This is a genomic window from Saccharothrix syringae (assembly GCF_009498035.1).
Lineage (GTDB): Bacteria > Actinomycetota > Actinomycetes > Mycobacteriales > Pseudonocardiaceae > Actinosynnema > Actinosynnema syringae.
In genome coordinates this window covers 6,683,132-6,707,485 of the sequence record NZ_CP034550.1, presented here as the reverse complement: position 1 = coordinate 6,707,485, position 24,354 = coordinate 6,683,132, and the positions used below count along the sequence as shown (strand labels likewise).

The following is a 24,354-nucleotide window of genomic DNA, read 5'->3' as shown; positions in this document are numbered from 1 at the left end:
CGATGTGCGGTCATTGCACGGCAGTGGAGGCGGCCGAACGAGTGAGGACGTTGTCTCAGTTCGGAACTGCCCTGATAGATTGCCCGGGCGTAATTTTCCGGTCAGCGACACCGCTGTCGTTCGGTGACGCACGTGTCGCGCATCCGTCGGTATTTCGGGGGCTTATTCTTCGAGGGGGAGTCGTGTCGTTGCAACAAAAGAGACCGCTCAGATCCCGGGGGTTGCCGGTGCGCGCCCTCGTGGTGCTGGTCCTGGCGGCCGCATCCGTCGTGGTGGTCGGCGACGTCCGGCCGAGGCCCGTCCACGCGCAGCCCGCCGCGGCGGCGGTGTGCGACGCGCCGGTGGTCAACAAGGTGGCGTGCGAGAACACCAGGACCGGTGCGGCCGACTGGCAGGTGAACTACCGCGACCCGTCCATCGTCGGCTTCACCACGGACATCAGCGCGACCCCCGGCAGCCGGGTCGACTTCAAGGTGAAGACCAGCGCGTCGGCCTACCGCGTGGACGTCTACCGGCTCGGCTGGTACGGGGGAGCGGGGGCGCGGCTGATCGGCTCGACCTCGCGCAGTGGCAGCTCGACCCAGCCGGCGTGCCTGCGCGGCACGGACGGCAGCGCGCTGATCGACTGCGGCAACTGGGCGGTGTCGGTCAGCTGGACCGTGCCGGTCGACGCGGTGTCGGGCATCTACTACGCGCGGCTGCACCGCAACGACAACGGCGCCGAGAACGAGATCGTGTTCATCGTCCGCGACGACACCAGCACGTCGAAGATCCTGTTCCAGACCTCCGACTCGACCTGGGCGGCGTACAACCGGTACGGCGGCAACAGCCTGTACTTCGGTGACGGCCCCGGTCAGGGCGGTCAGGCGTACAAGGTCAGCTACAACCGGCCCTACACGGGCGGCGACGGCGACGAGAACTTCATCTTCAACGCCGAGTACCCGATGTTGAGGTTCCTGGAGCGCAACGGTTACGACCTGAGCTACACCACCGACGTGGACTCGGCCCGCCGCGGCCAGTTGATCAAGAACCACAAGGTGTTCATGGCCGTCGGTCACGACGAGTACTGGTCGAACGAGCAGCGCGCCAACGTCGAGGCCGCCCGGAACGCGGGCGTGCACCTGGCGTTCCTGACCGGCAACGAGATCTTCTGGAAGACCCGCTGGGAGAAGTCCATCGACTCCTCCCGCACCGACTGGCGCACGGTGGCCTGCTACAAGGAGACCAAGGGCACCCAGAGCGACGGCCTGGACGACTGGACCGGCACCTGGCGCGACCCGCGCTACAGCCCGCCGCAGGACGGTGGCCGTCCGGAGAACGCCCTGCTGGGCAACATCTTCATGGTCAACGGCCGCCGCGACGACAGCCTCCAGGTGCCCGCCGCGTACGGCAAGATGCGGCTGTGGCGGAACACCGACCTGCAGAACCTGGCCGCCGGCAGCACCTACACCTTCCAGCCCGGCACGCTGGGCTACGAGTGGAACGCGGTGCCGGACAACGGCTTCCAGCCCGACGGCGTGGTGAAGCTGTCGTCGACGACCGTGGCCCTGAACGGCCCGTACCTGCTGAAGAACCACGGTGACCTCTACGTCTCGGGTACGGCGACCCACTCGGTCACCTACTACCGGCACTCCAACGGGGCGCTGGTGTTCGGCGCGGGCACGGTCCAGTGGGCGTGGGGCGTGGACGACGAGCACGCCTACCTGACCAACACGCCGACGTCCGACGTGCGGTTGCAGCAGGCCACCGTCAACTTCCTGGCCGACATGGGCGTGCAGCCCGCCACGCTCCAGGCCAACCTCAGGGCGGCCACCGCGAGCACCGACACCGCGCCGCCCGTCGTGGCGCTCACCACCGTGCCCGTCACCTCCACCGTCGGCACCGCCTACACCTTCTCCGGCACGGTCACCGACGCCGCCGGCCAGGTCGCCGGCGTCGAGGTCTCCACCGACGACCAGTACTGGCACCCGGCGGTGTGGCAGCCGGGGCGCGGCACGTGGAGCTACACCTACACCCCGGCCAGGTCCGGCCCGGCGAGCCTGCGCGTGCGCGCGGTCGACGACTCGCTCAACCTCTCCGCACCCGTCACGGCCACGCCCACCACGTCGGCGCGGACCTGCCCGTGCGGCATGTGGACCAACGACGACCGGCCCGCGGAACTCGAACTCTCCGACGGCTCCGCGCTGGAGCTGGGCGTCAAGTGGCGGGCCGACCGGAGCGGCTACGTGCGCGGCGTGCGGTTCTACAAGAGCCCCGGCAACACCGGCAGGCACACCGGCAGCCTGTGGACCCCGACCGGTCAGCGCCTGGCCACCGGCACGTTCACCAACGAGACCGCGAGCGGCTGGCAGACCCTGCTGTTCGCGACCCCGGTGGCGGTCGCGGCGAACACCACCTACGTCGTGTCCTACCTGACCCCCACCGGCCGCTACTCCACCAACATCGAGTACTTCAGCCACTACAGCCGCCAGCGGACCTACCTCGAACCGCTCAACGCGCTGCCCAGCAGCGTCGACGGCCCCAACGGGCTGTACCGCTACGGCGCCGGGTTCCCCGACCGGAGCGCCGAGGACGCCTACTACTGGGTGGATGTGGTGTGGGCCCCCACGGCGAGCGGCTGAGCCGCGCGGCTCGACCCGCCGGCGGTTGACGGGCGGTGCGGGCGCCACCGGGTCGACCCGTCGGGATCGGTGGCACCCGCACCACCCGCACCACGCGCACCGGAGTACGGGGTCGATCGACCGCCTGCCGGCCGAGTGGCGCAGGGGCGGTGGGCTGTTGGCGGACGTGGCGCGGGCGGGTGCGGCAATTCGCGGCGGTGGCGTAGCGGGGAAGCGGTGACAGGCGATCACACCGGTGTTCGCCTCTGCTGGAGAGGGGATTGAAATGTTCCGATCCGCACGTGTCCTGGTGGCGGCGTTGCTCGCCGCGGGAGGGGCGGCCGTCCTGCCGGGCACCGCCGTGGCCGACTACGGCCCGGCCGTCCAGGTGTTCCTCACCCCCACCCCGGGCTCGCACGTGGAGGTGGGCGTCCCGCTGCAGATCAGCGGCTCGTCGCACTACGGGGAGGCCAGCCACTGGGAGTGGGGGGAGATCTCGTTCGACGGTGGCGAGACCTGGGACTACCTGGACCTGCCGCCCACCTCGGAAAACTGGCAGTACTTCTACACACCCACCGTCGAAGGCGATCTCACCATCCTCGTGCGTGCGCACGAGGACAGGCGCGTCGGGGAACCGCGGGCCGTCGTCGTGCACGTGGGCGGACCGTCGACCACGAGGCCCGACAGCTGCGGCGTGATCCTCGGGTGCCGGCCTTTCATCGCCGACGTGTACCCGACCGTGGACACCGACCCCCGGCCGGTCGAACTGGGCCTGGCCTTCCGGGTGGACCGGCCCGGGCAGATCATCGGCGTGGAAGTCACCCGGCCCGGCAATCCGCCGACGCCGGTCCGCGTGCGGCTGTGGGACTCGACGGGTGGCGTGCTCGCCGACGTGACCGGCGTCCCGACGTACGGCTATCGGATCTCGCTGCCGCAGAACACGCAGGTCGCCGCCGGTGAGCGCTACGTCGTGTCGTACTCCACCGGGGGCCTGCCCTACCGGTCGACCGAGTGGCAGTTCAGCGGCGAAGTGGTGTTCGCCCCGTTCCGGCTCCCGGTCTCGGCGGGTGTCTACAGCTACGACGACGGGTTCCCGACCGAGTCGTGGCACAACAGCAGCTACGGCATCGTGCCGATGTTCGCCGGCTGACCCGCCCACCGCCGAAAACTCTCGGGATTCAATCCGCTTGCGTGTCGAGCCTCGAAGTCGGGGCATGGACGAGCCGCGGCGGCGGGAGGGCTACGAGTCGGGCGTGCTCGGTGTCAGCCGGCCGTAGTCGCCCGGCAACCCCATCCGCCGCCGGCGGTCCCGGTCGGCGCCGGGGTGGAACCAGGGCTGCGGCCTGACCCCGTCGACCCACTCCCGCACGGGCGTCACGGGGTCGTCGGTGGACCACCACGTGAACCAGTCGTGGTCCTCCCGCAACAGGTCCGCGGTCCAGCGCAGCGCCAGGTGCACGACCCCCACCTCGGCCGCCGGCCCGTCGAGCCGTGCCAGCCACGGGCGGAGGTCGTCGTACGCGCAGGCCACAGCCACCGCCACTCCTGGGGCTCCCAGTGGTCGGACGGCTCACGCGCGAACTCGCCGACGAGGTCGTTCGGCGCTGGCGCGGGATTCCCCTGGACCGCCACTCCAACGAGGAAGGGGGCCGCCCGCCGGCGGGCGATGGCCCTTTTCGCGATCACGGGCGGGTGGACTACGGGCGCGCGTCGAACTCGGCCTGGCTGGCGCGGATGTGCGCACCGTGCTCGACGGTCCAGGCGTAGAGGTTCAGGAATGGTTCGCGCAGTGACTCGCCGAGCGGGGTCAGCGAGTACTCCACACCCACGGGTGACGTCGGGAGCACCGTCCGCCGGACCATCCCGTTGCGTTCGAGCCGGCGCAGCGTCTGGGTCAGCACGCGCTGGGTCACCCCGTCGAGCCGCCGCTTGATCTCGTTGAAGCGGGTCGGGCGCAGCAGCACGGCCATCACCGTCATGGACCACTTGTCGGCGATCTGGTCGAGGACGGGCCGGCTGGGGCAGTCGGGGGTGAAGACGAACCCGGGATCGGTGGCGATGGGGTCGGTGCTGTGCGCGGGGGTCGGCATGACGGTGTCCTCGGGGATACCTGGTGATGGGAAAGTGCGTTCTTGATCAGGGTAGGCCCGCCGGTGATCCTGGGTGCGCAAGAGATACCGACCCGACTCCGAACGGATCAGGACCATGCCCCTCGACGGGTTCACCACGCTGCGCACCGACCTGGACGGCGGCGTCCTCACCATCACCCTGGACAACCCGCCCGTGAACGCGCTGAGCGCGGTCATGATGCGCGAGCTGCGGGACCTGCTCACCGGCCTGCGCTCCGAGGCGGCGGTGAAGGTGATCGTCGTGCAGAGCGGCATCCCGGAGTTCTTCATCGCGCACGTCGACATGAACATCCTGGAGCAGGCGGACGTGTTCGCCGAACTCGCCGCCTCGGCTCCGGCCGGGCTCAACCCGTTCCAGGCCCTCGGCGAACTCCTCCGGACCCAGCCCCAGGTGACCGTCGTCAAGCTCGCGGGGACGGCGCGCGGCGGCGGTGCGGAGTTCGTCGCGGCCGCGGACCTGGCCTTCGCCGCCGCGGAGACCGCCGGCCTGGGCCAGGTCGAGGCCCTCATGGGGATCACGCCCGGCGGTGGCGCCACCCAGTACCTGCTGGAGAGGGTCGGCCGGAACCGCGCCCTCGAAATCGTCCTGACCGGCGACCGCGTCGACGCCACCACCGCCGCCGCCTACGGGTGGATCAACCGCGCGGTCCCGGCCGCCGACCTCGACGCGTTCGTGCACCGGGTCGCGCACCGGATCGCCGCCCTGGCCGACGGGGTGGTCGCGGCGGCCAAGCGCGCCCTGCCGCCGCGGGACCACGCCGCCGGTTTCCGCACCGAGCACGAGGCATGGGCGGAGCTGCTGGAACGCCCGGCCGCGCGGCGGCTGATGGCGGGCGCCCTGGCGCACGGGGGCGCGCAGACCGTCGAGGGGGAGCGGGACCTGGAGGGACTGCTGCGCTCGGTGGCGGCTCGGCAGGCGTAGGGGGCCGGGGCTGTGGCCGGGAGCGGCCTGCGCGGCGGCGGCGAGCGGCACGAGAGCCCACGACCTGGCATCGGGAACCGGGGAGGGCCACGCCGGTCGTGAACCGGACCCCGGTGGTCGCCGAACGACCCCGCCGCCTGCCGGTGGTCCTCGACCGGGTCATCGACGGGGCCGGAAGTAGTGCTTCGTGATGTGGTTGCCGACGGCCGTGCCGAGCCCGACGCCGTCGACGTCCGCCGAGCGGAAGTGGATGCCGGCCCAGATGCGGGCTTCGACGACCTCGGCGGTCGCCTCCGAGAAGCTGTCGAAGCGCCGCGTGGTGCCGCTGTCGGGGCTGAACGCGCTGAAGGGGACGTCGTCCCGCCCGAAGAAGTGCGCGTACGCCGTCATCTGCGCGGCGGTGCGGCAGGTGTGGCCGGAGGGGTAGTCGGGGTTCGGCGGGGTGACCACCAGTGGCGTCCAGCCGGGGTCGGCCGTGGTGGCGGGGTTGCCGTCGGTGTCGGCGGACCGGATGGCGGTGATCGGCCGCCAGGAGTGCCAGAACTCCTTGTCGTTGGCGCAGGCGATCGCACCGTCCGCGCCGGTGAGGTCGGCCAGCGCGTAGAGGCGCGCGGTTTCCAGGGTGTTGAGCCCTTGGGTGACGGCGAGGTCCCGCTTCATCCCCCAGCTGACGGAGCGCCGGTCGTGCCACCACAGCGCCGCCTCGGTCTGGTCCGCCGTGCGGGCGGTGCTCGTCGCCGAGCCCAGCCGCTTGACCTCGTCGAAGTCGCGGGCGTACGCGCGGCTCGTGACCGCCGGCGGCCCGGGGGTGCGGAACATCGTCGCGTCCGGGATGGCGAACGGCTTCAGGAAACCGACCCAGGCGCCCGTGTTCTCGAAGTCCGGCGGGGTGGGGCGGTACTGCCCCGGCCCGGTGCCGACGGTCCAGGGCCGGGGGTCGAAGGCGCCGTCGTCCCGCCGTGCCGCGATCATCGCGGTGGCGGCCTGCGCGCCGACCCGGATGCCGCCGCGCTTCGCCGGTCCGTCCGGGATGGCGGCGAGCCAGTCGCGGTACTGCGCGCGCAGCCTGTCCCGCTGCGCCGGGAAGATGGCGTCCAGCACCCGGTGGGCGGCGGTGCCGACGGCGGCGTCGGTCGACTCGCGCCCGGTGGCCCGCGGTGCGCCGAGGTAGGGCTCGTAGGGCGTGCCGGCGATCGCGTTCACCGCGTCGTAGACCGCGCCGCTGACCATCGCGAAACCGCGTCCGGCGACCTGTGGCGGCGACTGCCGCGCGACGTCCCAGATGGCGGTCTGCGCGTTGACGTCCCAGACGACGACCGCGTTCGGTGACGCGTTCGCATCGGTGGCGCCCTGCGGCACGAGTGCGAGCGGCACCGTCAGCGCGAGAGCAGCGAGAACGGTCATGACCATCGCCAACTCCGGTTATAGGCGTGGCGTATCGACACCACTGCGGAACGTATCGCCCCGCGTCTTGACGGCGCAATAGGGCTTCGTGCTGTTCAACGGTCGTCCGGTCCGTCGAGCGGCAGTTGGATCATCGGCCGGGCCGCTGTCCGCTCGAAGTAGCACGAACGAGTGAACGCGGGGTGATCCTGTTTCGCGATGGGGGCGCGCGGCGATAAACGGGCAGGCACCGGGGGCACGCCCCCCGACCCCCGGTGCTCACCCCTCAAGATCGGGCCGTCCGGGTCGACCCCGGGGCACCGGTGCCCCGGCCGCCGCGCACCGCTCGACTCACGCCCCGGCGCCGCCGTCGACCGGCACGATCGCGCCGGTCACCATCGACGCCCGGTCGCTGAGCAGCCACGCGGCCGCCTCCGCCACCTCGCGAGGCTCGGCCATGCGCCCCAGCGGGATCAGCGCGGTGTAGTGCTCGACGACACCGGGGGACAGCGCCTCCCACGTGTCGATCATCTCCGTCGCGGTGCCGCCGGGGGTGATGCCGTTCACGCGGATCCCCTGCGGTCCCCAGGTCACCGCGGCGGACTCGGTGATGCTGTTGAGCGCCCGCTTCATCGCGCCGTACGCGGGCAGCTCCGGGTTCGCGCGGCGGCTGCCGATGCTGGAGGTGTTCACGATCGCCCCGCCGCCACCCCGGCGCATCAGCGCGGCCTCGGCGGTCATCGCGGTCCAGTGCGCCCGGAAGTTCACCTCGAACTGCTGCTCGACGTCCTCGTCGCTGGTCCCGTCGAGCGGGCCGGGCCGCTGGATCACCGCGCCGTTGTTGAACGCGCCGTCGAGCCGGCCGTGCAGCCGCTCGACCCGGTCGACCGCGGCGCGGATGCTCGCGCGGTCGGCGAGATCGGTGGTCACGGCGTCCGCGACGCCGCCGTCGGCGCGGACCTCGGCGACGACCCGCTCCAGGGCGTCGGTGCCGCGGGCGGCGAGCACGACGGCCGCGCCCTCCCGCGCGAAGAGCCGGGCCGCCGCCGCGCCGATCCCGCGGCTGGCGCCGGTGATGAGCACGACCTTGCCGGCGAGCAGGCCGACGGGTGCGGTGTTGCCGTTGTTCGTCATGGCACCAGCCTCGGGCCGCCCCCCGACCGGAGGCAGGCACAGGTGGTACCAGGCTCCGCCGCCCCGCGACGGGCAGACTCGGGGTATGGACAAGCTGGAGCTCGGGGCGTTCCTCCGCAGCCGCCGCGAGCGGCTCCGACCGGAGGACGTCGGACTGCCCACCGGCCCGCGCCGCCGGACACCGGGCCTGCGCCGCGAGGAGGTCGCGGTGCTCGCGCACATCTCCACCGAGTACTACGTCCGGCTGGAACAGGGCCGGGCGCCGCGACCGTCGGCCGAGGTGCTCGCCGGGATCGCGGGCGCGCTGCGGCTCACGGACGCCGAGTCCGACCACCTCCACGTCCTCGCGGGCACCGCGCCGAGCCGCACCGGGCTGCACCGGCGCGACGTCCGCCCGAGCATCCTCGCGCTGCTGGGCAGGCTGCCGCAGACGGCCGCCATCGTGGTCTCCGCCGCGTTCGAGGTGCTCGCCTGGAACGACCTCGCGGCCGCGCTGATGGAGGACTTCGCCCGGCTCGCCCCGGACGGGCGCAACCTGGCGCGCCGGGCGTTCCTGGAGCCGGCCGACGGCGGGCCGCCGCTGTACGGGCTCTCCGACGTCGCGGAGTTCCGGCACCACGTCGTGATGGAGCTCCGGTCCACCCTCGCCCGGTACCCGTCCGACCCCGCGGTGACCGGGCTCGTCACCGAGCTGCGCGACGCGAGCCCCGACTTCGCCCGGCTGTGGGACCGGCACGACGTCCAGGCCCCGCCGGTGCTGACGAAGACCTTCCGCCACCCGGTCGTCGGGGAGGTCACGGTCGACTGCGACGCGCTCGCGCTCACCGACCGGGACCAGCACCTCGTGCTCTACAGCGCGCCGCCGGACTCCCCCGCCGCCGAGGCCCTCGCCCTGCTGGGCGTGCTCGGCGCCGAGGCCGGCGACTACCGGCGGTAGCGCCGCGGCCGGAGGTCGCCACCCGGTCGTCGCCCCCGGCCCGCTCGAAGTGCCCTGCCGCACCCCGCGTGCGCGGGCGGCGGGTGTGCCCTGATCCGGGCACACCCGCCGTTCCCGCCCGTCCTAGCCGATCGTGAAGTCGTCCGCGTAGACGGGGGGCTGGCCGTACCAGCCGTGCACGTAGACGGTGACCGCGCCGGACGCCCCGGTGGTGAACGGGACGGACAGCTGCGTCCAGTCGCCCGCCGACGTCCAGGCACTGGCGGTCGCCCCGCCGCTCACGCCGATGAACGCGTAGTTGCCGCGCACCCAGCCCTTGAGCGTGTAGGTCTTGTTCGGGGTGAGGGTGACCGCCTGGGACGCCTGCCCGTTGCCCGACCCGTTCGGCGTGACCTGGAGCGCGTGCGCGCCGGAGTGCGCCGGCGTGCCGACGATCGCGTCACCGGGGGCGGTCCACGGCGTCAGCGCGCCGTCCTCGAAGCCGCCGTTGACGATCGTGCCGTCCGGCACGGTGCCCTTGACCTTCACCGAGAACGAGGCCGTGTGCGTGGCCGAGGGGCTGGTGCCGGTCACGGTGACCGTGTAGTCGCCGGGCACCGCCGTGGCCGCCGCCGCGACGGTCAGGGTCGCCGAACCGCCCGCGGTGACGCCGGAGGCCGACAGGGTCGCGGTGAGACCGGCACGCGCCGGGCCCGCCGTCAGGGACACCGTCTCCGCGGTGCCGGAGGCCACCGCCGTGCCCACGGTCGCGGTGGTCGAGCCGCCGGGGTCGATCGCCGCGGACGACGGGGTGACCCCCAGGGTGAAGTCGTTGACCGGGTTCGGGGTCCCGCCGCCGGTGAACGGCGCGAAGATCCGGCTGAACTCCCACGTGCCCTGGGCGATGCCGGAGCAGTTGTCCGCCGCAGCGCCGCCGGGGCAGCCGCCGTTGTCGCGCTGGAGCGCCCAGAACGACAGCGTGTTGACGCCCTTGGCGATCGCCCAGTCGTACACGGTGCGGGCGTCGGCGACCTGGAAGGTCTCGGCGGGGCCGTAGTCGTCCACGCCGATCATCTCGGTGACGCCGACCATCGCCCACCGCTGGGCCTCGGTCTTGCCCGGCCACAGCGCGGCGAGCTGGTCGACCAGGCCCTGCGCGGCGGTCTTGGTGTCGTCGGCCATCTGGTGCTGCCGGCCGTCGTAGTAGTCGAACGTCATCAGGTTCACGACGTCGACGCGGGCGTTGTTGGCGACCGCGTTGCGCAGCACGGCCAGGCCGCTGGGCGCGAGGCCGGTCGGGGTGGTGGGCAGGGTGTAGGAGAACTGGACGCTGCGGCCGTTGGCGGCGGCCCAGTCCTGGGTCAGCTTGATCGCCTTGTTGCGGCGGTCGATGCCCGCCGCGTTGTCCAGCGCCTCGACCTCGACGTCCAGGTCGAGCCGGCTCACGTCGTAGGTGGTGATGACGCTCTGGAACGCGGCGGCGATCCTGGCCACGTCGGTGCAGCTGTCGGCGATCTCGGTGCCGGTGTGGTCGGCGGTGTAGCCGCCGAACGACGGAATGGCGTCGCCGCCGTTGGCGCGCAACGCGGTGATCTCGCCGCCGAACACGCTCGGTGAGATCGGCATCCCGGCGTCGCCGTTCCACAGCGGCGTGCAGGAGCCCTTGGCCGCGGTCTGGAGGAACGCGAAGGTCAGGTACTTCGCGCCGGACTGCTGTGCCAGGGTGGCCGGGTTCTCGCCGGTCCAGGCTTCGAAGTAGGGGGCGAACACCCGGGCGGGCAGCGGCTTGGCCGCCTGGGCCGCCGCGCCGGCGGCGGTCGGGATGAGGGACAGGGAGGTGAGCAGGGCCACCAGGAGTACCAGGACTCTGGACGGACGCATGTGCGCTCCAGCAGGGGAGGGGACGCGGGCCCGGTGGGGCCCGGCGGTGGCGACCGGTCATCAGAATTGGACTAGACCATGGGGGTTGTCAAGACGTTTCGCGATATGCGGCTTAGGTTGTGAAATGTCCGCTGTCGTGCGAGAAGTCCGCTGTTTGGTCCACAGTGGACTTGTGGGTGGTCGGCGGTGCCCGGGTTCCGCCACATCTCGCGGGCCTGGTCGTGCCGGCCCGGGGCGGCGTGCGGGTGGCCGAGGCGGTCGAGGGTGTCGGCGGCCGCGGTGGTGTCGCCGAGGGTGCGGTAGAGGGCTACGGGTCGAAGGGCCGCCTGGCAGTGGTCGCGGGCGGTGTCGTAGTCGCCCGGCACCGCGGCGGCCCGGCCCGCCTGGTTGAGCGCGTCGGCCTCCTGCACCGGCCGATCGAGGTCGCGGATGAGGTGCAGGGCGCGCCGGGCGTGGCCCAGGGCCTGCGGGTAGTCCCCTCGCACCTCCCACGTCCTGAAGGGCGCGTGCTCGGTGTAGGCCGCCTGGAGGGTGTCGTGGTGCTCCTCGGCCGCGGCGAGGGTCCGGTGCAGGTGCTCGACGGCGGCGACCTGCTGGGCGGCGATCAGGTGGGGCTGGTGGTCGTCCGGCCACGCCGGCGCGGCGGACAGGTCGGCCGGCTGCGGACCCCCGGTGCGGGCGGGTCGAGCCGGACCCGGTCGTTGCCGTCCAGGAGCCGGTCGGCGGTGTGGGCGGTGTGCCGGTAGAAGTCGACCGCCCACTCCAGCGCGGCCTGCCGCGCGGGCTCCGGGAGGTGGTCGCGGGCGGTGGTGGCGGCGTAGGCGCGGACCAGGTCGTGCATCGAGTAGCGGCCGTGCGGTGCCGGTCGAGCAGCGAGTGGTCCTCCAGGACGTGCAGGGCCTTGCGCGTCTCGGTCGGGGCAGGCCGGTGTGCCCGCCGCTGCCGGGGGCCGCGGCCGACAACTACGCCTCCCGGCCGAGAGCACTCCCCAGGCCGGGCAGTCGGACGAGTTCCACCCCCGCCGCGCCACCGAGGACGGTCACACCGTCACGTACCCCGACCGCGCGGGCACGTCGGCGCCCTTGACCGCCGACTCACTGCTTTACTACGGTACTAGTAAAGCAGTAAGGGGCTACCGTGTTCGTCTTCCGGCTCGACACCCACTCCGGCGTGCCGCCGTACCTGCAACTCGTCCAACAGGTCCGCCAGGCGGTGCTGCTGGGCTTCCTCCAACCCGGTGACCGCCTCCCGCTCATCCGCGAGGTGGTCGAGGACCTGGCGATCAACCCGAACACCGTCGCCAAGGCGTACCGGCAGATGGAGCAGGAGGACCTGGTCACCGGCCGGCCGGGCCAGGGCACGTTCGTCAACGAACAGCAGTCGGCCGCGATGCCGGCGTCGACGTACACGTCGCTGCGCCGCGGCCTGGAGGCATGGCTGCGCCGCGCCTACGCGGCCGGCCTCGACGAGCGGGCGGTCGACGCGCTCCTCGCCTCCGTCCACCAGCAGATGAGGAACGAGGGCGTGGCGTGACGGCGGCCGGGTTCGCGCTGCGCACCGACGGTGTGGGCAAGCGGTACCGGAAGGGCTGGGCGCTGCGCGACTGCACCCTGGCCCTGCCGGCGGGCGGCGTGATCGCCCTGGTCGGGCCGAACGGCGCGGGCAAGACCACGCTGCTGCGCCTGGTCGTCGGGTTGCTGGCACCGACCACCGGCACGGTGGAGGTCCTCGGCCACGACGTCACCGCCGGCACCCCGCGCACCCTGTCCCGGGTCGGGTTCCTGGCCCAGGACCACCCGCTGTACAAGCGCTTCACCGTCGCCGACATGCTCCGCTTCGGCCGGGCCTGCAACCCGCGGTTCGACCAAGGGCTGGCCGAGCGCCGGCTGGCGAAGCTGGCCATCCCGCTCGACCGCAGGACCGGCGCGCTCTCCGGCGGGCAGCAGGCCCAGGTCGCGCTGGCCCTGGCCCTGGCGAAGCGGCCGGACCTGCTCGTCCTCGACGAACCGGTGGCCAGCCTCGACCCGCTGGCCCGGCACGAGTTCCTGCAGGTCCTCATGGGCGCGGTGGCCGAGGGCGGGGTGACCGTCCTGTTCTCCTCCCACGTCGTGCACGAGCTGGAGCGCGTCTGCGACCACCTGGTCGTGCTCGACCGCGGCCGGGTCACGCTCACCGGTGACATCGACACCCTCCTCGCCGAACACCGGCTGCTCGTCGGCCCGCGCACGGCCACCGACCCCGACCGGGCCGGCGCCGTCGTGGAGGCCGTCCACAGCGACCGGCACACGACCCTGCTGGTGCGCGACGGCGCGATCCCGGCCGCGCCCGGGTGGCAGGCCCGGCCGGTCGCGCTGGAGGACCTGGTGCTGGCGTACCTGCGCCGGTCGTCCGAGCCCGGCGCCGAGGTCACCCCGGTGGGGGCGGCATGACCTGGCTGATCTGGCGCCAGCACCGGACCGAGGTCTGCGTCCTGGGCCTGCTCGTCGGCGCGTTCGGCGTCGTCCTGCTCGTGCTCGGGGCGCAGGCCCACGACCTGTTCCCCGGCGGTCCCGCCCGGTGCGCGGGAGGGGCCGGCGTCGACGAGGTCTGCGCGGCCTCCTTCCGCCGGCTCGACGAGGAGTACGGGTACGTCGAGAACCTCCTGGCGGCCTTCTACCTGGTCCCCCTCGTCATCGGCGCGTTCCTCGGCGCGCCGCTGCTCGCGCGTGAACTGGAGGACGGCACCTGGCAGCTCGCCTGGACGCAGGCCGTGCCGCGGATGCGCTGGCTGGCGGCCAAGCTCGCGGCACTGGCCGGCGTCACCGTCGCGCTCACCGGCGTGTTCACCGCGGTGCTCACCTGGTTCCGCCGGCCGTTCGACGCGTGGGAGGGGCGGTTCCAGTACGACGCGTTCGACCTGGAAGGACTCGTTCCGGTGGCGTACGCGCTGTTCGCGTTCGGCGTCGCCACTGCCGCCGGGGCGATCCTGCGGCGCAGCCTGCCCGCGTTCGGCGTCGCCCTCGGGGCGTTCCTCGCCGCCCGGATGTCGGTGGCGCTGCTGGCCCGTCCCGCGTACGCCACGCCGCTGACCACCGTGGCGCCGGTCCCCGCCGGCGGCTCGGAGGACCAGGCGGGGCACCGGTCCGTGCCCGGCTTCGCCGACTGGACGATCGAACGCGGCTACGCGGACGCCACCGGGCGCAGGCTGGGCTCGACCGAGTACCAGGAGCTGGAGGCCGCCGCCGACCGGGCCGGCACCAACCTCAACCAGTTCCTGCACGCGCGCGGCGTCCAGCGGTTCGGGGTCTACCACCCGGCCGACCGGTTCTGGACGTTCCAGCTCATCGAGGCGGCCCTGTTCGTCGCCGGCGCGGCGGTCCTGATCGGCGTGGTGGTGTGGCGGGTGCGGCGCCGGGTGATCTAGGAGGACCGCGGACGCACCGGTGAAGCCGGCCGGGATCGCCGCGCCCGACGGTCCCGCGCCGTCGCCCGGCCGAGCGTCGCGGTGGGACCCGGCGATCCGCCAACCTCCGTGCGGCGCAAGGGTTTCGCGGACCATTGCGCTGTCCGGCCGACACCGCCGCGGGCGCGCGGGGGTTACCGTTGATCGATCCAGTACCACTTCAGGACATACTCGCAACGGAGCGATCATGCCCGACTTACGCGCGTCGCTGGCCGTGTTGGCGCTCGCGACAGCCCTGCCACTGGCCACCACTCCCGCGGCGGTCGCGTCCGCCACGCACGTCATCGCCGAACTGCCGGGCGTCGCGGGCCTGCCCGGCACCTTCGGCTATTACCCCACCGGTGTCAACGACCTCGGCCAGATCGTCGGCAGCGCCCAGGGCGACGGGCCGACGCGCGCGGTGCTGTGGGCGCCGCGCGGCGGCGCGACCGACCTCGGCCCCGGTCTGGCCGGCGCGATCAGCCAGAGCGGCGAGGTGCTCGGGTTGACCTCCGACGGCGTGCCGGACACGCAGCAGCCGTGGGTCTGGTCCGCGGGTCGGCGGACGGCCATCGCCCCGCCGGGAGCCGCGTGGGCGCGGGCGCAGGTGATCAACGACGACGGCAGCGTGCCGATGTCGTACGCCACGTCGGCCCGGGGCGAGCAGCACGCCGCCGTGTGGGACGGCGAGCGGCACGTGGAGCTGCCGGTGGCCGGTGATCACGTGTCGACGTACGCGATCAACAACGCCGGTGTCGTCGCGGCGAGCTACGCCTACGCCGCCTTCCAGGAGTTCGCCGCGCTCCGCTGCACCGACGGCGCGTGCGTGAAGCTGGCCCCCGGTCCGGGCTACGGCACGTACGACCCGGAGGCGATCAACGAGGCCGGTGTGATCGTCGCCAACCGGGGCATGGTGGCGCTGCGCTGGGACGGCGAGGAGGTGACCGTGCTGTCGGAGAACGGCCGGCTCGCCCACGGCGAGCAGTCCCTCAACGAGCGCGGCGACGCGGTCGGCTGGGTGCTGGACAACGGCATGTCCCGCGCGGTGCTGTGGCCCGCCGGCGGCAAGCAGGTCGACCTCGGCGTGCCCGGCAACTCCGTGGCGACCGCGATCAACGAGCGCGGCGACATCATCGGGCACGCCTCGTCGCCGGACTACTCGTCGAGCCGCGTGTTCCTCTGGCGCGATGGGCGGCTCACCTACCTCGACTCGCTGGGCGGCGCCTACAGCACGCCGGTCGCGCTGAACAACCACGGCGTCGTGGTCGGTCGCAGCACCACCGCCGACGGCACCTGGAAGGGCGTCCGCTGGACCCCGGTCGCCACGACCCCGTCCCACTGACGCCCGCCGGCCGCCCCGGGCACCCGCGGCCCGGGGCGGCCGGCGGTCGATGTGGTTGAACACGCACGCCCGCACCGACTCCGGCGGCGTGTCGCCGCCGCCGTGGAACGCGCCGGCCTCCTGGACCGCGGCCTCGACGACTCAAGATCGAATCCGAGGTGGAACTGCGTCCGTGAGGTTCGTCCGAACACGCATCCGCGGGGAAGTCCCCACGCAAGCTTCCGGCCGGTGAGATTTCGAGTTGGTGCGCTCGTTCCCGTACCACTGGCGTGGTGAGGAGCCGGACGACCTGCCCGTCGCCCGGGGGTTGTCGAGCCACGACGACGGCCGTGACGGTGCCCGGCCGCCGCGCCTGGAGGTCGGCGCAGTCGTGCGTCGACACACCCACCACCACGCACCCCACCCCCACGATCGCCACCGGGAACGGGCCGTGAACAGCGCCGAACGTGGTCATGCGCACCTCGGGGCAGTGGGATCGGGGCACGCCGGACCAGACCGTGCCCAGCCCGCCCCGCCCGATCACCCGCCCGCGGAAACTCGTTCCGCACCGGTCACCGAGCGGTGGGGGTGGTGGGCAGGACGGGTGACGGTGGCCCGGTCGGGGGATTCTCCATCGGGCACGGGGTGGTTTCCCTAACCTCCGGCCCGTGCCTGAGAAGCCGGACACCGCCGTCACGCTCACCCACCGGGCGATCGGCCTGCGCACCACCGACCCGGAGGCCGCCCGGGAGCTGCTGGGCGTCGCGCTGGCCGACGACACCGGGTACGAGCCGGCCTGGCGCTGGCTCGCCGAGCTGGTCACCGACGACGCCGAGCGGCGGTTCTGCCTGGACCGGGCGTTCGCCATCAAGGCCGACCCGGAGACCGACCGGGCCCGGCGCGCGCTGCGCCGCGTGGCACCGCGGGTGCCGCGAGAGGTGCGGGACGTCGTGGAGCCGCCGCGGCCGGAGCCCGTGGTGCCGGTCGCGGGGCGGCGGAAGAGGTCCGGGAAGCTGGTCGCGCTCGGCGCGGTGGTGCTCCTCGCGCTGGCCGCCGTCGGGGTGTGGACGGCCACCAGCCGGGCCGGTGGGGAGCCGGTGCGCGTCGCCGTGGTCGCGGGCTTGACGGGGCGTGACCCGGCCGCCGCCGCCGACGTCGAGCGCGGTGTCCGGATGCGGGTGGACGACCTGAACGCCGCGGGCGGGGTGGACGGGCACCCGGTGGAGCTGCGGGTCTACGACGACGCCGACCAGCCGGAGCGGGCGACGGCGATCGCCGAGGAGATCGTGCGCGACGGCAAGGCGCTCTACGTCATCGGGCACGGTGTCACCGCCACGTCCCTCGCCGCCGCCCCGATCTACCGGGCCGCCGGCATCCCGGCGGTCACGCCGTCGGCCAGCGGGTCGGCCGTCACCGACAGCAGCGACTGGTACTTCCGCAGCATGTTCGGCGACCGCACGCAGGCCGACTTCCTCGCCGTCTACGCCTCCGACGTGCTGAAGGCGAAGAAGGTCGCGGTGGTGTACGACGACACCGCGTCGGGGCGTTCGGCGCAGGCCGCCTTCGCGGACTCCTACCGCGGCTTCGGCGAGGTCGTCGCCGCGCTGCCCGTGACCGGCGACCCGCGGGCGGCGGTGGACCGGGTGAAGGACCTCGGCGCGCCGGTGCTGCTCGCCACCGAGGAGCGCAACGGTGTCGCGCTGGTGAAGGGCCTGCGCGGCGCGGGGTTCGAGGCGCCGATCCTGGGCACGGCGGCCCTGGGCACGAAGTCGTTCCACGACGCGCTGGGCGGTGCGACGCGGGACCTGCACCTGGCCACCCCGATGGCGCAGGACTCGCTGTCCGGTCCGGCGCTGGCCTGGTCCGAGGAGTTCCAGCGCCGGTTCGGGGAGCGCCCGCGCTGGCACGCGGCGACCGCGCGGCAGGCGCTCAACGTCGGCCTGCACGTGGTGACCAAGGACCGCATCGGCCTGGACCCGGCCGCCATCGCCGCCGACCGGCGACGCCTGCGCGACGGCCTGGCGTCGTTGAAGGACAAGAAGAACGCGTTCCCCGCGCTGCTCGGGCCGCTGTACTTCACCGCGAACGGCTCGGCGCAGATGCCGGTGTCGTTCGTGACCAGCGACGGCGTGCGGTTGGTGTCCACGCCGGTCCAGCTGACCACCCACGAGCCGGGTTCGCCGCAGGCGCTGGCGGCGGCGCTGGCGGACGGCTCGGTGATCGCGGTCGGCGACCGGTACCTGACCCGCCGCCAGGTGGTGGCCACCGGCATCAACCTCAACGAGGTGCGCGACCTGGACACCCGCGACGGCACGTACTTCGTGGACTTCTTCCTGTGGCTGAAGTACACCGGCCCGCACGCGGCGGCGGACGTGCAGTTCGTCAACGCGGTCAAGCCGGACCTCAAGCTCGGTCAGCCGCTGCGCGACGTGACCGGCGACGACGGCACCTACCGGCTGTACCGGGTGGCCGACCGGTTCAAGAGCGGGTTCGAGTTCCGCAGCTTCCCGTTCGACCACCAGCACCTCAGGGTGGTGCTGCAGAACCGGACGCAGACCGCCGACCAGGTGGTGTACGTGACCGACAAGGAGGTGCTGGACCAGCCGGCCGAGCACCACCTGCGCAGCGGCGCGGACGCCGAGGCGACGATCAACGACATCCCGAACTGGCTGGCCACCTCCGCCCGGTTCTTCCAGCGGACGGTCGGCAGCAGCGACGCGCTGGGCGACGGGTCGGCGGCGGGCACCGCGGACGGTATCTACTACAGCCAGTACACCGGCGAGGTGGAGATCGTCCGCGACACCCTGCCGTTCCTGATCAAGAACCTGCTGCCGCTGGTGCTGCTGATCTGCGTCACGTACCTCTCGCTGTTCTTCAACGCCTCCGACGGCGCCGCGCCGGTGTCCATGGGTGTCACCGCGATCCTCAGCACGGCCGTGCTGCTGAACAACGTGACGTCGCAGCTGCCGTCGGTGAGCTACACGGTGGCGCTGGAGTGGGGTTACTACGCGTTCATCCTGCTCGCGGCCGGGTGCGTGCTGGTGGCGATGCTGCGCAAGCGGCTGGCCGGGCTCCGCCGCGACGCCCAGGAGCGGCGGCTGTCGCGGGCGGCGCGGATCGGTTACCCGGCCTACCTGGTCGCGGTGCTCGCGACCTACCTGGTGGTGTTCGCCTGATCCGGCCGGGCAAGGACCCGTGTTCGGTGATGTCGGCGACCCGCAGCCGGTGCGGCGCGGGCGGCGTCGGTCGGGCCGGCCCCTCCGAGTGGGGCCGGTGTTCCGGCCATCCGCGCCCGTGCCGCTGCGTGCCCCGTACTTGACCGATGGTGACGTGCGCGGCAATGTGCAGTTCGGTGCGCTGATCAAGCTGCACCGAGGCCGGGTGCGTGGTGAGCGGTTCCGGGAGAGGGGGAGCGTGGCACGACCGAGGGCACTGGTGGTCCGCGGTGGGTGGGAAGGCCACCGGCCGGTGGAGGCGACCGGGTTGTTCATCCCCTTCCTGGAGCGCAACGGCTACGCCGTGCGGGTCGAGGAGTCGACCGAGGTGTACGCCGACGCCGCCGGGATGGCGGGCACCGACCTGGTCGTGCAGTGCGTGACGATGTCGCAGATCACCACCGCGCAACTGGCCGGGCTGCGCGCGGCGGTCGAGGCCGGCACCGGTTTCACCGGCTGGCACGGCGGCATCGCGGACTCGTTCCGCGCGTCGTCGGACTACCTGCACCTGGTGGGCGGCCAGTTCGCCACGCACCCGGGCAGAGAGCCGTGCGAGCGCCGGGGCGGGCAGGAGGACAACTACCTGCCGCACGCGGTGAACATCACCGCGCTCGGCCGGGAGCACCCGATCACCGCGGGCATCGAGGACTTCGAACTGGTCACCGAGCAGTACTGGGTGCTGCACGACGACCTGGTCGACGTGCTGGCCACCACGACCCACCCGCCCCGACCGTGGCACCCGTGGCACCGGCCGGTCACCTGCCCGGCGATCTGGACCCGCCGGTGGGGCGCCGGGAGGATCGTGGTGACGACGCCGGGGCACAGCCTGGACGTGCTGGAGCACCCCAGCGTCCGCACCGTCATCGAGAAGGGGATGTTGTGGGCGACCCGCACCGCGTCGGCATCGTAGGTCTCGGGGTCATCTCCCGCGCATACCTGAACACGCTCGGCAACCACCCCGCGGTGCGCGTCACCGCGGTCGCCGACCTCGACGACGCCCGGTCGGCCGCGGTCGCCGCCGACCTCCCGGGTGCCGAGGCGGTCAGCGTCGACCGGCTGCTCGGTGGGGCGGACGTCGACACGGTGCTGAACCTCACCGTCCCCGCGGCCCACGCCCCGATCGCGTTCCGCGCGATCGAGGCCGGCAAGAACGTCTTCGGCGAGAAGCCGCTCGCCGTCACGTTCCCGGACGGTCGGGCGATCATCGACCGGGCCGCCGCGGCCGGTGTCCGGGTCGGTTGCGCACCGGACACCGTTCTCGGCACGGGCACGCAGACCGCGCGGGCGGCGATCGACAGCGGGCTCATAGGGCGCCCGCTCTCCGCGTCGGCCGTGATGATCACGCCGGGGCACGAACGCTGGCACCCCAACCCCGACTTCTACTACACCGCCGGTGGCGGCCCCCTGCTGGACATGGGGCCGTACTACATCACCGCGCTGGTCCACCTGCTCGGCCCGGTGCGCACGGTGCTCGGCGCGGCCAGTCGCCTGCGCACCGAGCGCGTCATCGGTTCCGGCGCGCGGACGGGCCACCGGATCCCGGTCGAGGTCGACAGCCACGTCTCCGGCGTGCTCGAACACGCCAACGGCGCGCTCTCCACCATCACGACCAGCTTCGACGGGGTGGTCACCACCGCCGCACCGATCGAGGTGCACGGCGAGGACGGCACGCTCGCGGTCCCGGACCCGAACCTCTTCGACGGCGAGACCCGTCTCTTCCCGCTCGGCGGCACCGGGTGGCGGACCCTTCCCCCCAGCGCGGGCTACACGGGCGCGGGGCGGGGGATCGGCCTCCTCGACCTCGTCGCGGCCGACGGGCAGCGGGCCCCGCGCACCGGCGGTGAGCTCGCGCTGCACGTGCTGGAGACGATGACCGCCGTGCTCCGCGCCGCGGACGAGGGGCGGCGGATCGAGCTGACGACCACGGTGGAGCGGCCGGTGCCGGTGCCCCTCACACCCGTGGACGAGTGGTCCCCCAGCCGCCGGTGAAGGCACCGGCACGGCGGGGGTGCCGGGGGACCGGTCGACCCGAGGGGTCGGTGCTCCCCGTGCACGCCCGGCGCGGGCGGTGCGGCCGATCGGTCACCGCTCCTTGTGAACGCGGACGCGCGCGTGCCACGCTGGGACGGGATCAACGCCGGGCCGGTACCCGTCGGCGGCACGGGGATCGCGCGGAACGCGTCGGTGTCCGTCGCCTGTGGACGGTCGACGCCCGGCCCGGGAGCAGCCGACCCCGCCCGACCCGCCGCGGCGCCCGGTGGAGCGCCGCGCGGCAGAAGGGAGCGCCCGTGGCGCGAGTACTGGTCCTCACCGCCGACGCCGCCGAGGAACTCGATTCGATGTACCCGGTGTTCCGCCTGCGCGAAGCCGGTCACGAGGCGGTCGTGGCCGCCCCGACGACCCGCGCGGTGAAGCTCGTGGTGCACGACTTCGAACCCGGCTGGGACGCCTACACCGAGAAACCCGGCCACCTGCTGCCCGTGGACCTGGCGTTCGCCGAGGTGGACCCCGAGGAGTGCGACGCCCTGGTCATCCCGGGCGGCCGGGCGCCGGAGTACATCCGCACGGACCCGGACGTGGCCCGCGTCGTCGGCCACTTCTTCGAGCGCGGGCTCCCGGTCGGCACGATCTGCCACGGCCCTCAGGTGCCCGCCGCCCTGGGGCTGCTGCGCGGTCGCACCACGGCCGCGTACCCGCCGCTGAAGTCCGACGTGGAGCAGGCGGGGGCCACCTTCGTGGACGGGCCCGACGTCGTGGACGGCGCGATGGTGTCCTGCCGGGGCTGGCCGGACCTGCCGCTGTGGTCCCGCGCGTTCCTGCGGGTGCTGGAGGAGTCGTCCGGGGCGCGGGGGCTCGACCGGATCAGGTCGGCCCGGTGAGGGGAGCAGTGGCGAGGGAAAACGACCGCCGGCGCCGCGCTCGACCGGGCGGGGGTCCCTCCGGTGGCGCGCACCGTTCTCCTCCGCCCACCGGTATCCGACGGGCCCCGACGACGGGAGGGGCATGACGAGTTCGTCCGAGGACCCGGTGCGGCAGGTCCTGTCCGACGCCATGGCCCACCTGTACTCGGCCGCCCTGCGCGCGGCGGTGCTGCTCGACGTCGCCGAGCACCTGGCGGACGGGCCGCGCGATGCCGCCGACCTGGCCGGGGAGATCGGCGCGCACGGCCCGTCCCTGCACCGGCTGCTGAGGTTCCTGGCCGGTCGCGGGGTCTTCCGGGAGGACGAGGACGGCAGGTTCCACCTGACCCCGGCCGGCGACGTGCTGCGCGCCGACGCGCCCCGGACGGTCAGGACGGCGGTGCTCGGGATGACCTCGGACCTGTGCCTGCTGCCCGCGACCGGCCTCGCCGCGGCCCTCCGCGACGGTGGCACCGCCTTCGAGCACCGGTTCGGGCGGCCGCTCTTCGAGTACCTCGCCGAGAACCCGGAGGCCGGCGACGAGTTCAACCAGGCCATGGTCGACATCTCCACCGCCGAGGGCGACGCCATCCTGGCGGTCTACGACTTCCCCGGCTCGGGCGTGGTGGTGGACGTCGGCGGCGGCCACGGCGCGCTGCTGCTGTCGGTGCTCCGCGCCCACCCGGGCCTGCGCGGCGTGCTGCTCGACCAGGACGCGGTGGTGGCCGGCCACCTGCTCGGGCAGCTGGGCGGGGACGACCGCTGGGAGGTGGTCGCCGGGGACTTCTTCGACTCGGTGCCCCCGGGTGACCTCCTCGTGCTCAAGAACGTCCTGCACGACTGGGACGACGAGCAGTGCGCGCGCATCCTGGGCAACTGCCGCCGCGCCCTGCGGCCCGGTGGCCGGGTGCTGGTCGTCGACGCGGTCATCCCGCCGGGCAACGAGCCGGACTTCAGCAAGCTGCTCGACATGTCCATGCTGACGCTGCTGCCGGGGCGGGAACGCACCGAACCGCAGTTCCGCGACCTGTTCGACCGCGCCGGCCTCCGCCTGACCCGGGTCGTCCGCACCGCGGGCGTGTTCTCCCTGATCGAGGCCGTCCCCGGGTAACGGGTCGGCACGCCCGGAGGGCTCTGCCACAGTCCGCGTCACCGGGAAAGAGGCCAACAGCCCCTGTGTCACAACGAGTCGGTCACGGCTGGCGGCGGTGAGGACTTGGCCACGCGAACGTAACCCAGGGCGCGCGGCACGCAACATGCGGTTCATAGCTTCGCTGGTTCCACCAGTCGGAAGGAGCCACCGGTGCGCACCTGGAACTCCCGTCGTGGCCTGTTAGCCCTCCTCTTCCCGGTCCTGCTGGCGACGGCGTGCGTCGACGAGCCGGGCGCCGGCGCCGGGGCGTCCGGCGACGAGATCAGGATCGGCGTCCTGCACTCGCTCAGCGGCACCATGGCGATCAGCGAGGTCACCGTGCGCGACGCGGAGCTGCTCGCCGTCGAGGAGATCAACGCCCGGGGCGGCGTGCTCGGCAAGAAGCTGGTGCCGGTCACCGAGGACGGCGCGTCCGACTGGCCGACGTTCGCGGAGAAGGCGCAGAAGCTGATCTCGCAGGACCGCGTGGCCGCGGTGTTCGGCGGCTGGACCTCCGCCAGCCGCAAGGCGATGCTGCCGGTGTTCGAGCGCAACAAGGCGCTGCTGTGGTACCCCGTCCAGTACGAGGGCCTGGAGAGCTCGCCCTACATCTTCTACACCGGCGCGACGACCAACCAGCAGATCGTGCCCGCCCTGGACTACCTGGCCTCCCAGGGCGAGCGGCGCCTGTTCCTGGTGGGCAGCGACTACGTGTTCCCCCGCACCGCCAACAAGGTCATCAAGGCGTACGCGGCCGCCAAGGGCATCGAGGTGCTGGGCGAGGAGTACACGCCGCTCGGCCACACGGAGTACAGCACGCTGGTCAACAAGATCGCCGACGCGCGGCCCGACGCGGTGTTCAACACCCTCAACGGCGACAGCAACGTGGCGTTCTTCAAGCAGTTGCGCGCCTCCGGCATCACCCCCGGGAGCACGCCCGTGGTGTCGGTCAGCGTGGCCGAGGAGGAGGTCCGGGGCATCGGCCCGGAGAACGTCGCCGGGCACCTGGTGGCGTGGAACTACTACCAGACCACCGCGACCCCGGCGAACGAGGCGTTCGTCAAGGCGTTCAAGGCCAAGTACGGCGCCGACAAGGTGACCTCCGACCCGATGGAGGCCGGCTACAACGCCGTCCACCTGTGGGCCGAGGCGGTCGCCAAGGCCGGCACCACCGAGGTGGAGGCGGTGCGCAGGGCCGCGGGCGGCATCACCATCGAGGCGCCCGAGGGCCCCACCGCCATCGACGGCGAGAACCAGCACGTGGCCAAGACCGCGCGCATCGGCCGGGTGCGGCCGGACGGCCAGATCGAGCAGGTCTGGGCCTCGGACGGGCCCATCAAGCCGGACCCCTACCTCAAGGGCTACGACTGGGCGACCGGCCTGAGCGGCTGAGGGGGCGA

21 protein-coding genes are annotated in these 24,354 nt (G+C 73.1%); 14 read left to right on the top strand and 7 right to left on the bottom strand.

The window, feature by feature from the left end; genetic code table 11:
* Nucleotides 1–227 precede the first annotated feature (227 nt).
* Complete coding sequence (locus EKG83_RS28635) at nucleotides 228–2,621, top strand: DUF4082 domain-containing protein (protein WP_228122250.1); 2,394 nt, start codon at nucleotides 228–230, stop codon at nucleotides 2,619–2,621.
* A gap of 265 nt (nucleotides 2,622–2,886) precedes the next feature.
* Nucleotides 2,887–3,750, top strand: coding sequence for a DUF4082 domain-containing protein (locus EKG83_RS28630; protein WP_084716087.1), 864 nt, complete (start codon nucleotides 2,887–2,889; stop codon nucleotides 3,748–3,750).
* 90 nt (nucleotides 3,751–3,840) lie between these two features.
* On the opposite strand, the gene EKG83_RS28625 is transcribed toward EKG83_RS28630, so the two are convergent.
* Both EKG83_RS28625 and EKG83_RS28620 read right to left on the bottom strand, forming a co-directional pair.
* Nucleotides 3,841–4,137 (bottom strand): hypothetical protein, encoded by a 297-nt coding sequence (locus EKG83_RS28625; RefSeq protein ID WP_153278512.1) that lies wholly within the window; start codon nucleotides 4,135–4,137, stop codon nucleotides 3,841–3,843.
* 160 nt (nucleotides 4,138–4,297) lie between these two features.
* Nucleotides 4,298–4,690, bottom strand: coding sequence for a winged helix-turn-helix transcriptional regulator (locus EKG83_RS28620; RefSeq protein WP_051764759.1), 393 nt, complete (start codon nucleotides 4,688–4,690; stop codon nucleotides 4,298–4,300).
* A gap of 115 nt (nucleotides 4,691–4,805) precedes the next feature.
* Here EKG83_RS28620 and EKG83_RS28615 point away from each other — a divergent pair, with 115 nt between their 5' ends.
* Complete coding sequence (locus EKG83_RS28615) at nucleotides 4,806–5,651, top strand: enoyl-CoA hydratase/isomerase family protein (RefSeq protein WP_033428823.1); 846 nt, start codon at nucleotides 4,806–4,808, stop codon at nucleotides 5,649–5,651.
* A 159-nt stretch (nucleotides 5,652–5,810) separates the two neighbouring features.
* Here the strand turns inward: EKG83_RS28615 and EKG83_RS49175 are convergent, their stop codons facing one another.
* Nucleotides 5,811–7,061: a vanadium-dependent haloperoxidase gene (locus EKG83_RS49175; protein WP_033428824.1), complete on the bottom strand. Its 1,251-nt coding sequence runs from the start codon at nucleotides 7,059–7,061 to the stop codon at nucleotides 5,811–5,813.
* A gap of 324 nt (nucleotides 7,062–7,385) precedes the next feature.
* Nucleotides 7,386–8,168 (bottom strand): SDR family NAD(P)-dependent oxidoreductase, encoded by a 783-nt coding sequence (locus EKG83_RS28605; protein WP_033428825.1) that lies wholly within the window; start codon nucleotides 8,166–8,168, stop codon nucleotides 7,386–7,388.
* A gap of 85 nt (nucleotides 8,169–8,253) precedes the next feature.
* Here EKG83_RS28605 and EKG83_RS28600 point away from each other — a divergent pair, with 85 nt between their 5' ends.
* The gene (locus EKG83_RS28600) at nucleotides 8,254–9,105 is read left to right on the top strand and encodes a helix-turn-helix transcriptional regulator (RefSeq protein ID WP_033428826.1); all 852 of its coding nucleotides are present in this window, start codon (nucleotides 8,254–8,256) and stop codon (nucleotides 9,103–9,105) included.
* A 123-nt stretch (nucleotides 9,106–9,228) separates the two neighbouring features.
* On the opposite strand, the gene EKG83_RS28595 is transcribed toward EKG83_RS28600, so the two are convergent.
* The 3 genes from EKG83_RS28595 to EKG83_RS28585 form a co-directional block, all read right to left on the bottom strand.
* Nucleotides 9,229–10,965: a carbohydrate binding domain-containing protein gene (locus EKG83_RS28595; RefSeq protein WP_033428827.1), complete on the bottom strand. Its 1,737-nt coding sequence runs from the start codon at nucleotides 10,963–10,965 to the stop codon at nucleotides 9,229–9,231.
* 71 nt (nucleotides 10,966–11,036) lie between these two features.
* Nucleotides 11,037–11,450, bottom strand: a complete 414-nt coding sequence (locus EKG83_RS28590) for a hypothetical protein (protein WP_033428828.1) — start codon at nucleotides 11,448–11,450, stop codon at nucleotides 11,037–11,039.
* A gap of 119 nt (nucleotides 11,451–11,569) precedes the next feature.
* Entirely contained in the window at nucleotides 11,570–11,806 is a 237-nt protein-coding gene (locus tag EKG83_RS28585) for a hypothetical protein (protein WP_033428829.1), read from the bottom strand.
* A 296-nt stretch (nucleotides 11,807–12,102) separates the two neighbouring features.
* Here EKG83_RS28585 and EKG83_RS28580 point away from each other — a divergent pair, with 296 nt between their 5' ends.
* From EKG83_RS28580 to urtA, 10 genes are all read left to right on the top strand, one after another.
* Complete coding sequence (locus EKG83_RS28580; protein WP_033428830.1) at nucleotides 12,103–12,498, top strand: GntR family transcriptional regulator; 396 nt, start codon at nucleotides 12,103–12,105, stop codon at nucleotides 12,496–12,498.
* Complete coding sequence (locus EKG83_RS28575) at nucleotides 12,495–13,394, top strand: ABC transporter ATP-binding protein (protein ID WP_033428831.1); 900 nt, start codon at nucleotides 12,495–12,497, stop codon at nucleotides 13,392–13,394. The genes EKG83_RS28580 and EKG83_RS28575 overlap by 4 nt, the downstream gene beginning before the upstream one ends.
* Entirely contained in the window at nucleotides 13,391–14,368 is a 978-nt protein-coding gene (locus tag EKG83_RS28570) for an ABC transporter permease subunit (protein WP_033428832.1), read from the top strand. The genes EKG83_RS28575 and EKG83_RS28570 overlap by 4 nt, the downstream gene beginning before the upstream one ends.
* Before the next feature lie 226 nt (nucleotides 14,369–14,594).
* Nucleotides 14,595–15,728 (top strand): hypothetical protein, encoded by a 1,134-nt coding sequence (locus EKG83_RS28565; RefSeq protein ID WP_033428833.1) that lies wholly within the window; start codon nucleotides 14,595–14,597, stop codon nucleotides 15,726–15,728.
* 647 nt (nucleotides 15,729–16,375) lie between these two features.
* The gene (locus EKG83_RS28560; RefSeq protein ID WP_033428834.1) at nucleotides 16,376–18,883 is read left to right on the top strand and encodes an ABC transporter substrate-binding protein; all 2,508 of its coding nucleotides are present in this window, start codon (nucleotides 16,376–16,378) and stop codon (nucleotides 18,881–18,883) included.
* A gap of 238 nt (nucleotides 18,884–19,121) precedes the next feature.
* Nucleotides 19,122–19,832: a ThuA domain-containing protein gene (locus EKG83_RS28555; protein WP_033428952.1), complete on the top strand. Its 711-nt coding sequence runs from the start codon at nucleotides 19,122–19,124 to the stop codon at nucleotides 19,830–19,832.
* Nucleotides 19,802–20,911, top strand: a complete 1,110-nt coding sequence (locus EKG83_RS28550) for a Gfo/Idh/MocA family protein (RefSeq protein ID WP_033428835.1) — start codon at nucleotides 19,802–19,804, stop codon at nucleotides 20,909–20,911. The genes EKG83_RS28555 and EKG83_RS28550 overlap by 31 nt, the downstream gene beginning before the upstream one ends.
* Nucleotides 20,912–21,210: 299 nt before the next feature.
* A complete protein-coding gene (locus tag EKG83_RS28545; RefSeq protein ID WP_051764760.1) occupies nucleotides 21,211–21,801 on the top strand; it encodes a DJ-1/PfpI family protein in 591 nt (196 codons plus the stop codon).
* Nucleotides 21,802–21,925: 124 nt separating this feature from the next.
* Nucleotides 21,926–22,933: a methyltransferase gene (locus EKG83_RS28540; protein WP_033428836.1), complete on the top strand. Its 1,008-nt coding sequence runs from the start codon at nucleotides 21,926–21,928 to the stop codon at nucleotides 22,931–22,933.
* Nucleotides 22,934–23,125: 192 nt separating this feature from the next.
* Nucleotides 23,126–24,346: an urea ABC transporter substrate-binding protein gene (gene urtA / locus EKG83_RS28535; RefSeq protein ID WP_033428837.1), complete on the top strand. Its 1,221-nt coding sequence runs from the start codon at nucleotides 23,126–23,128 to the stop codon at nucleotides 24,344–24,346.
* Nucleotides 24,347–24,354 lie beyond the last annotated feature (8 nt).